We start from the raw sequence: 8906 nt of genomic DNA, 5'->3' as shown, positions 1-8906 counted from the left end.
CCCCCCACCCCCTATTCTCATCTCTATGCCCCCAAAAGTCTCATCGTCATCAACCAATAATAGCTTACCAACACTCGTGTCCAAAGATAGGGAACTTTCCTGGCAGATTGCCTCTAATCTATTTGTTAGTTTTAAGTATGCTTGGGCTGGAATTACCTACGCTTTTCAGACTCAAAGGAATTTTCGGATTCATGTAGCCGTCTGCGCCTTGGCTATTGGATTAAGTGTATTTCTACAGTTAGAAACAGTAGAAGTATCCATAATTTCTGTTACCAGCGGTTTAGTTTTGACCTTAGAGTTAGTGAATACTGCTATTGAGTCAATTGTAGATTTAACGGTCAAACAGTCTTATCATGAGTTGGCAAAAGTTGCTAAAGACTGTGCTGCTGGTGCTGTACTTGTTTCTGCTTTAGTAGCATTATTGGTTGCCTCTACATTAATATTGCCTCCTTTAGCAACATTAATTCTATCTACTTTCTAGATGGTAGATTGTGAATAGTAAGTAGGTTAGCATTGAAAATTGTCGTTATGGGAAGGCAAGAGGCAAGAGGCAAGAGGCAAGAGTGAAGAAGCTTTGGGCGATTTTACTTTTCTTTACACACTTTGGTTTTATTGTGTTCACCTACTTAGAGACGTTTTCAGGGAACGTATTGGATATTTTTAAATAAAATTAGGTAAAAATTGTGATATTAGTCATTGATAATTACGATAGCTTTACGTATAATTTAGTACAATACCTGGGAGAATTAGCAGTAGATTTCCCAGTTGCTGATGACCTGCAAGTGGTACGAAACGATAAGATTACTATAGATGAAATTAGGGCATTAAACCCGGATGCAGTGGTAATTTCACCGGGTCCTGGTCGTCCAGATGATGCGGGGGTTTCCCTCAGTGCGATCGCCCAATTAGGAGATAAACTACCGATTTTAGGCGTGTGCTTAGGACATCAAAGTATTGGTCAGGTTTTCGGTGGTAAAATTGTCTCCGCCCCAGAATTGATGCACGGAAAAACCTCTCAGGTTTCCCACACAGGCATAGGAATTTTTCAAGGTTTAGAAAATCCTTTAACCGCTACCAGATATCATAGTTTAGTGATTGAGCGGGAAACTTGCCCGGACGTATTGGAAATTACAGCTTGGGTAGAAGATGGCACAATTATGGGCGTGAGACATCGGCAATATCCTCACATTCAAGGAGTCCAATTTCATCCAGAGAGTGTCCTAACTGCCTTGGGTAAGGAATTGCTGAGAAATTTTTTGCGAACTTTGTAAAGCGAGTATTCTTATGAAACGACGACAATTGATAGGCTACGCTGGGGCGGGTTTAATAACGGCTATAGTTACTAATTTAGGTGATCAAGTTCCAGTAAATGCCCAATCTAGTGGTGTATCAATTCAGTGGTTAGGTCATACCTGCTTTTTATTGACCAATGGTAAGGTCAAAATTTTGATTAATCCCTTTAGCAATTTGGGTTGTACAGCTAAATATCGTCTCCCAAATGTTGCATCAGATTTGGTATTAATTAGTAGTCAATTATTGGATGAAGGGGCAATAGATAAAATACCAGGAAATCCCAAATTAGTTTATAAACCGGGTGTCTATGAGTTTCGGGGCGTTAAATTTCAGGGAATTACCACAGACCATGATCGTAAGGGTGGAAAACAATTTGGGCAAAATATAGCCTGGAAATTAAACCAAGGTGGCATTAATCTGCTACATTTGGGGGGTTCTGCTGCACCGATTACCCTAGAACAAAAAATTCTCATGGGTCGTCCTGATGTATTATTTATTCCCGTTGGCGGCAGTGATAAAGCGTATAATCATCAAGAAGCAAAACAGGCAATTGATGTCTTAAATCCTAAGTTAGTTATTCCTACCCATTATCGGACTCAAGCTGCTGAAAGTGGCAAGTGCGACATTACTCCAGTAGATGATTTTCTAACTTTGATGCAGAGTGTGAATATTAATGTCCGCCGCAGTAACAATGATTCTGTATTAGTTAATTCTCAGAGTTTGCCAGAAAAAACGGAAGTTCAACTTTTGAGTTACAAGTTTTGATTCCTTAAGGCGTTGCTGAATCGAGGTATGAAATTTCCAAATTGAACCTTTAAAAATCTTACCTTTGCGTCTACTCTTCGAGATCACGAAGCGTGATTGCGCCTTTGCGTGAGACTAAAATTCATACCCTTAATCAGCAACGCCCTTAATTTATTGTAAGTTGGGTTGGCACAAGGAAACCCAACAAATTTCCAACTAAAATTAAGTGAAAAGATGACTTGGTATGGAGCAGATGCAATGATGAGTGTTTGGCTTATATGTTTTTTTATTCTGTTTGCTTTGGCGGAATTTTTTAAGTGGTTACGAGGTTTTTCTGTTCCTGTTCCGTTACCAATATATATTTTAGGTGGGGTATTTTTAGCAGTTGCCTCTAACTATGATAAAATATTTGGCTATTATGTCAGTAATGCTAGTGTAATTACACCTGTGGAAATATCCCAGGAAGTACCTAAGTTAGCATCACCAATAAACTCAACTCCAATTTCTGAATTAATACCTAGTGCTGTACCTAAATCCGATATTCAAGAATCTGCCAACAATTGAGTTGCTATATAGGGGGAGTCAGGAGGTAGGGGCGCAGGGCCTGCGCCCAGTCAGGAGTATGGCTAACGCCACGCTGCGCTATCAGGAGTCAGAAAGAAGAAGAAAGAAGAATAAAATTGTTACCGGACTGTAGTCTGCGTCAGTGCAATATGTGGCTATTGCATCAGAAAATAAATAACTTTGTAAATATAACCCGCATAAAACATAAGATTTTTGTTAAACTTACTGGAAAATTAGAAGTTGAGTAGCTTTTAAGACAGAAAAAAAAAGTAGCAAATACTACGAATTGTATTGAATGAAGACAAATATCGTAGACACAGAGGAATGAAAATAAGTGTTCAGAAAATTGACTATCATTGGGTGTTTAACTCTATTTTTACTGGTAGGGTTGTTAACAGGAAATGCTTGGGCAGAAACCTCAGCAACCGTGCCTAGTCCGAATACAGGTGACACAGCATTTATGCTGATTTCCTCAGCTTTAGTAATGCTAATGACACCGGGATTAGCATTCTTTTATGGTGGGTTTGTGCGATCGCACAATATTCTCAACACATTGATGATGAGTTTTGTGTTGATGGCGATTGTGGGAGTCACCTGGGTTCTTTGGGGTTATAGTCTTTCCTTTGCCCCTGGTTTACCCTTCATTGGTGGTTTACAATGGCTGGGGTTAAATGGTGTTGGTGTAGAAACCACAGGTTATCTGCAAGGTTCAGCCCCTGCGGAGGTAGTTTCCTATGCGGGGACAATTCCCCATCAAGCATTCATGATCTATCAAGCCATGTTTGCAATTATCACCCCAGCTTTAATTTCGGGAGCGATCGCCGAACGCATGAGTTTCCGTGCCTATTGCCTATTTGTAGTCCTGTGGTCAACCTTTATCTACACACCTCTAGCACACATGGTTTGGGCAAAGGGAGGATTCTTAGGTTTATACGGCGGCATCGGCGCTCTAGACTTTGCTGGTGGTACAGTAGTGCATATTAGTTCCGGTATTTCGGCACTGGTAGCCGCAATTGTCCTCGGTCCGAGAAAAAACTATCCAGATCGTCTTAGCCCTCCCCATAACGTCCCCTTTATTTTGTTGGGTGCCGGCTTACTTTGGTTTGGTTGGTTTGGCTTTAATGCTGGTAGTGCCTTATCCGCTGGCACGGTAGCCACAGTCGCCTTTGTTGCTACTAATACATCCGCTGCCGCCGGGGCGTTGATGTGGTTGATTCTAGAAGCTACATTACGGGGAAAACCCACCGCAGTTGGCGCAGCCACAGGTGCAGTCGCCGGTTTAGTGGGAATCACCCCAGGGGCAGGATTTGTCACCCCTGTAGCCGCAATCTTAATTGGTTTTATTACCTCTTTCCTCTGCTTCTATGCTGTCAGTTTTAAACACAAATTGCAGGTTGATGATGCCCTAGATACCTATCCTGTACATGGTGTTGGAGGTACTATCGGGGCGATTTTAACAGCTATCTTTGCCACAACGGAAGTAAATAGCGGAGGTAAAGATGGGGTACTGCGCGGTAACTTCGGTGAATTATTTGTGGAACTAGCAGCGATCGCCATAGCCTATATTATTGCTGGTGTAGGAACTTGGATCATTCTGAAAATTATTGCTGCTACAGTTGGTTTACGAGTCCCAGATCAAACCGAAGATCAAGGCTTGGATATCAACGAACACGGGGAAGAAGGTTATAACTCCGAATTTGCAGATCGGATTTCTAATAAGTAAAAGGCAGGGGAGTAGGGGAGAATATTTTTCTTCCCAATAACAACTAACAACTGACAACTGACAGATTTACAATTAAACTCAATATCCGTAATGTTTCTTCGTCGTGTCTAATCGTGTAAAAACTTTTCCTGTCTGGGGACTATTCGCACTGTTAACTAATATTATCCTAATGTTAGCGGTCGTCTTATTGATTTGGCGACAGCAAAAGCTAACCCCTGTGTTAGCAACCACAGCTATTCCAGATCCCTCAGAACCAGTTAACCTGAACTGGAAAAATCAATATGTAGCACCAGAATTAGGACCCCGTCATAAACTCAGTTATCCCCAATGGTTGGATATTCTCAAGCAAGAAGCTAAAATAACTGCTAGGAAAAATCCCCAGCGATTAACCATACTAGCGGGAGATTCTCTGAGTTTATGGTTTCCACCGGAGTTATTACCTGAGGATAGAAGCTGGCTAAATCAGGGCATATCCGGGGAAGTTAGCAATGGATTACTGCAAAGATTAGATTTTTTTGATCGCACCAAACCGGAAAAGATTTTCATTATGGTGGGCATTAATGATCTAATTCGCGGGTTAGATGATCAGGAAATTTTAGCTAATTATCAGCAAATTATCAGTTATTTGCAAAGAAAACACCCCCAAACAGAAATTGTCGTTCAGTCAATTTTGCCCCATGGTGAGGAGGGGATAACTTGGGAAGCAAAAGAAAAACTCCTAGCAATTCCCAATCCTCGGATTCGTAATTTGAATCAGGAATTGAATAATCTCGCTACTGAAAAAGGGGTGAAATATCTGAATTTACATCCCTTATTCACCGATAAACAAGGTAATCTTCGGTCAGATTTTACCACCGATGGTTTGCATCTGAGTCCCCCAGGTTATCTCGTTTGGCGGACTGCCTTACAGATGTATACTAACCAACAAATAACATCCCAAGCAACTAAACCTAAAAATATCAACTCAAAAACTAGGATATAAATCCAAATTTTCCATCTAAATCACCTCGAAACACGAGAAAATCAAAGATAGTAATTATTAGTGGTCAATCTAAAATGGATACAAAAGCTTTTAAACGTAGCCTCCAACATTCAGACAATTACAATCGCAAAGGTTTTGGTCATCAAGCGGAAGTTGCTACCAAGTTACAATCTGAGTTTCAGAGTAACTTAATTCAGGAAATCCGCGATCGCAACTACACCATCAAACGTGGTAATGTCACCATCCAACTAGCACAAGCATTTGGTTTTTGTTGGGGTGTAGAAAGGGCTGTAGCTATGGCTTATGAAACCCGGCAACATTTTCCCACAGAACAGATTTGGATTACCAACGAAATTATTCACAATCCATCTGTGAATAAACGAATGCAAGAAATGCAAGTAGAATTTATTCCCGTTATTGACAAACTGAAAGACTTTTCTGTTGTTAATAGTGGTGACGTAGTAATTTTACCAGCCTTTGGTGCAAGTGTTCAAGAAATGCAAATATTGCATGATAAAGGTTGCCAAATTGTTGATACTACCTGCCCCTGGGTATCCAAAGTATGGAACACCGTAGAAAAGCACAAAAAAGGTGATTATACTTCAATTATTCACGGAAAATATAAGCATGAAGAAACAGTTGCCACCAGTTCCTTTGCCGGGAAATATTTGATTGTTTTAAACATAAAAGAAGCAGAATATGTCATTAATTATATTCTCAATGGTGGCGATCGTGAAGAATTTTTAGCCAAATTTTCCAAAGCCTGTTCAGCAGGATTTGACCCTGATCAAGACTTACAACGAGTAGGAATTGCTAACCAAACAACCATGCTCAAAGGTGAAACCGAACAAATCGGTAAAATGCTGGAGCATACAATGATGCAGAAATATGGACCAGCAGAATTGAATCAGCATTTTCAAAATTTCAATACTATCTGTGATGCCACTCAAGAACGTCAAGATGCTATGTTAGAATTAGTCGAAGAAAATGTAGATTTAATCATAGTTATTGGTGGGTTTAACTCATCCAATACTACCCAACTACAACAAATTGCCTTTGATCGAGGTATTCCCTCCTATCACATTGATTGTGGAGAACGGATTCAATCAATTAATAACATTGAACATCGGCAGTTAACAGGAGAATTAGTAATTGCAGAAAATTGGCTACCAGCAGGAGAAATTAAAGTTGGTGTGACTTCTGGTGCTTCAACACCGGATAAGGTAGTTGAAGATATAATTGAGAAAATTTTCGCCCTCAAAGCAATAGCATCTGTAGTTTAAAATATACTCAACACGGTTGGGATATGGACTTTTAAGAAATTACGAAAAACCTAGATTTGTATGGGTAAAGCAAAAGCTCAATGGTGTCAAATTAGGCTACAGATGGCTTATTTGTTGGCCTCCACACCCACCCAGAAATGAATTTCCGGGCTAATAAGTAAAGTTTACTAAAGTAAACTGGGGATTTTTAGTCATCAAAAGACAACTTCTGCTATTAGACTGGGAATTCATTCCCAGGCGGGCTATGGGTTTTACGTTAAGTTGACACCAATGATCACTGCTAAACCCCTACCCACAGAATCAAATAAATAAGCCGTGTTGAGTATATCATTTCTTTATTTACCCTTCCTTCAGGAAATATAGGTTAGGTTGACCAATAGTGAAACCCAACATGATCAAGAATTTTGTTGGGTTATAGCTAAAGTGTTCGGCTCTGTTATATCTGCCCAATCCTGTGCAAATATCCTCTGAAGAAAAGGCTAAAATAGCCCCATATCATGCTAACTTAAGGAATATATAACAATGACTGGTAATACGTTTTTTGATAAACTCCAACCTGCAAGTCAGCAACAATCTATCGTGTATCTACCCTATATTCAGGGTAATAAGCGGAATTTGTTACCCTATGCCATCACTCTTTATAAAAAACGTGAGTTAGAAGGACACCGCAAAATAGAAGGTAGTGAAAATGTTCCCTTCGTTGCCACTTGGAATGATCCTACCTTACCCTCCGACTTAACCGTTTGCCGGTTACAGTTTGATTCTACGTCTGAATTAACCTATGAAGTCATGATGCCAAGTTTTGAATTTATTAGTTTTTTAATTGAACTAATGGAAAACTATAAGCGGAATAAAATCACGGATTTTTCTAAATCCTTTTACCGCAAATTATTACGTTTAGATGATTGAAGCAAAATAGAACAGCCTTCATGAACCTCGTTTACTTGGAAACCTCTAGATTTTTCCAACATAACTAGCTATTATACGGAAATTTAGGTTTATACGCCTTACAAAAATCACTATGAACACACCACTAACAAACCAACCTATCCGCGTTGGAGTCCTGGGTTTTGGCGGACTTGGACAAGCAGCCGCAAAACTCCTTTCCAGCAAACGAGAAATGATTCTTGTCGCCGTCGCCGACCAAAATGGCTATGCTTACTCCACTGAGGGCTTAAACACCCAATCTTGTATTACTACTTACCAAAATCAAGGTACAATCGGTCATTTAGAAGCATTTGGTACATTAAGCAACAACAGTATTCAGGATTTAATTCAAGTCACTGGTGACACTGTAGATGGTTATTTCCTGGCTTTACCCAACCTCCCCAATGACTTTATCCCCTCTGTTGCCAAAGAATTTATTCAAGCCGGTTGGCAGGGTGTTCTGGTAGATGCCATTAAACGCACCAGTGCAGTCGAACAACTCCTATCCATGAAAGATGAACTGCAAGCCGCCGGCATTACCTACATGACTGGCTGTGGTGCTACTCCTGGGCTATTAACCGCTGCTGCCGCTTTAGCTGCCCAAAGTTATGCGGAAATTCACAATGTGGTCATTACCTTTGGTGTGGGAATTGCTAACTGGGAAGCCTACCGCGCCACTGTTAGGGAAGATATTGGTCATATGCCCGGTTATAGTGTAGAAGCCGCTAGAGCCATGACTGACGCAGAGGTAGAAGCGTTACTTGATCGAACCAATGGGGTGTTAACCTTGGAAAATATGGAACACGCCGATGATGTGATGTTAGAGGTGGCGGGAATTTGTTCACGGGATAGAGTCACGGTTGGCGGTGTAGTTGATACCCGTAACGCCAAAAAGCCCCTGAGTACAAATGTGAAAATCACTGGACGCACTTTTGAGGGAAAAATATCTACTCATACCTTCACGTTAGGGGATGAAACTAGTATGGCTGCCAATGTGTGTGGTCCTGCCTTCGGTTATCTTAAAGCTGCTCAAGAATTGCGTCAACGGGGCATTTCTGGCTTATTTACGGCTGCGGAAATTATGCCTAAGTTTGTCAAATAGGTAGTTGGTAATTGGTTATAGCGGTATGCACTCTTTGTGAGATCCATTTAGAGACTTCCAAATAAAAAAATGTCCCAAAACTGATGCAGAAATTCTCTCTCTGTGTACTCTGTGCCTCTGTGGTTCGTTTCTTAGGATAATTTATTTCTTGGAAGTCTCTTAGCAAATCGTAAAGCCTGTAGGGGCGGGGAAACCCCGCCCTCTGTTGTATTGCTAAAAAGACGGGGATTCTAGTAGTCTGTCAACCCGAAAATGACGGGTGGAGGGAAGTAGGGGGAGAAGGGGGGT

9 protein-coding genes are annotated in these 8906 nt (G+C 40.7%); all 9 read left to right on the top strand.

From position 1 onward, the window contains the following. The first annotated feature begins 25 nt into the window (after window positions 1–25). The 9 genes from AN486_RS25205 to AN486_RS25165 all read left to right on the top strand — a co-directional run bounded on the left by AN486_RS25205 (window position 26) and on the right by AN486_RS25165 (window position 8618). Window positions 26–481, top strand: a complete 456-nt coding sequence (locus tag AN486_RS25205; protein ID WP_053538174.1) for a diacylglycerol kinase family protein — start codon at window positions 26–28, stop codon at window positions 479–481. 202 nt (window positions 482–683) lie between these two features. After that, a complete protein-coding gene (locus AN486_RS25200) occupies window positions 684–1271 on the top strand; it encodes an aminodeoxychorismate/anthranilate synthase component II (protein WP_039204718.1) in 588 nt (195 codons plus the stop codon). A gap of 13 nt (window positions 1272–1284) precedes the next feature. Then, a complete protein-coding gene (locus AN486_RS25195; protein WP_027402518.1) occupies window positions 1285–2058 on the top strand; it encodes an MBL fold metallo-hydrolase in 774 nt (257 codons plus the stop codon). A gap of 240 nt (window positions 2059–2298) precedes the next feature. Next, window positions 2299–2601: a hypothetical protein gene (locus AN486_RS25190; protein ID WP_290602913.1), complete on the top strand. Its 303-nt coding sequence runs from the start codon at window positions 2299–2301 to the stop codon at window positions 2599–2601. A 334-nt stretch (window positions 2602–2935) separates the two neighbouring features. Next, window positions 2936–4324: an ammonium transporter gene (locus AN486_RS25185; protein ID WP_290602912.1), complete on the top strand. Its 1389-nt coding sequence runs from the start codon at window positions 2936–2938 to the stop codon at window positions 4322–4324. 169 nt (window positions 4325–4493) lie between these two features. Continuing rightward, complete coding sequence (locus tag AN486_RS25180) at window positions 4494–5306, top strand: SGNH/GDSL hydrolase family protein (protein WP_205748651.1); 813 nt, start codon at window positions 4494–4496, stop codon at window positions 5304–5306. A 74-nt stretch (window positions 5307–5380) separates the two neighbouring features. Continuing rightward, window positions 5381–6589: a 4-hydroxy-3-methylbut-2-enyl diphosphate reductase gene (locus tag AN486_RS25175; protein WP_039204719.1), complete on the top strand. Its 1209-nt coding sequence runs from the start codon at window positions 5381–5383 to the stop codon at window positions 6587–6589. A 522-nt stretch (window positions 6590–7111) separates the two neighbouring features. Next, window positions 7112–7498 carry a type IV pilus biogenesis protein EbsA gene (gene ebsA, locus AN486_RS25170; protein WP_027402523.1) on the top strand — a complete coding sequence of 129 codons (387 nt, stop codon included), beginning with the start codon at window positions 7112–7114 and terminating at the stop codon, window positions 7496–7498. Window positions 7499–7610: 112 nt separating this feature from the next. Next, entirely contained in the window at window positions 7611–8618 is a 1008-nt protein-coding gene (locus tag AN486_RS25165; RefSeq protein WP_290602910.1) for a saccharopine dehydrogenase-like oxidoreductase, read from the top strand. The last annotated feature ends 288 nt before the right edge of the window (window positions 8619–8906 follow it).

This window comes from Anabaena sp. AL93 (assembly GCF_001672085.1).
Taxonomy (GTDB): domain Bacteria; phylum Cyanobacteriota; class Cyanobacteriia; order Cyanobacteriales; family Nostocaceae; genus Dolichospermum; species Dolichospermum heterosporum.
Note: the sequence above shows the minus strand (reverse complement) of the source record. Positions and strands in the feature narration are given on the sequence as shown.

Coding starts and splice junctions, on each gene's coding strand:
- AN486_RS25180 (WP_205748651.1), top strand. CDS start 4,494: ATGTTAGCGGTCGTCTTATTGATTTGGCGACAGCAAAAGCTAACCCCT.
- AN486_RS25205 (WP_053538174.1), top strand. CDS start 26: ATGCCCCCAAAAGTCTCATCGTCATCAACCAATAATAGCTTACCAACA.
- ebsA (WP_027402523.1), top strand. CDS start 7,112: ATGACTGGTAATACGTTTTTTGATAAACTCCAACCTGCAAGTCAGCAA.
- AN486_RS25195 (WP_027402518.1), top strand. CDS start 1,285: ATGAAACGACGACAATTGATAGGCTACGCTGGGGCGGGTTTAATAACG.
- AN486_RS25190 (WP_290602913.1), top strand. CDS start 2,299: ATGAGTGTTTGGCTTATATGTTTTTTTATTCTGTTTGCTTTGGCGGAA.
- AN486_RS25165 (WP_290602910.1), top strand. CDS start 7,611: ATGAACACACCACTAACAAACCAACCTATCCGCGTTGGAGTCCTGGGT.
- AN486_RS25175 (WP_039204719.1), top strand. CDS start 5,381: ATGGATACAAAAGCTTTTAAACGTAGCCTCCAACATTCAGACAATTAC.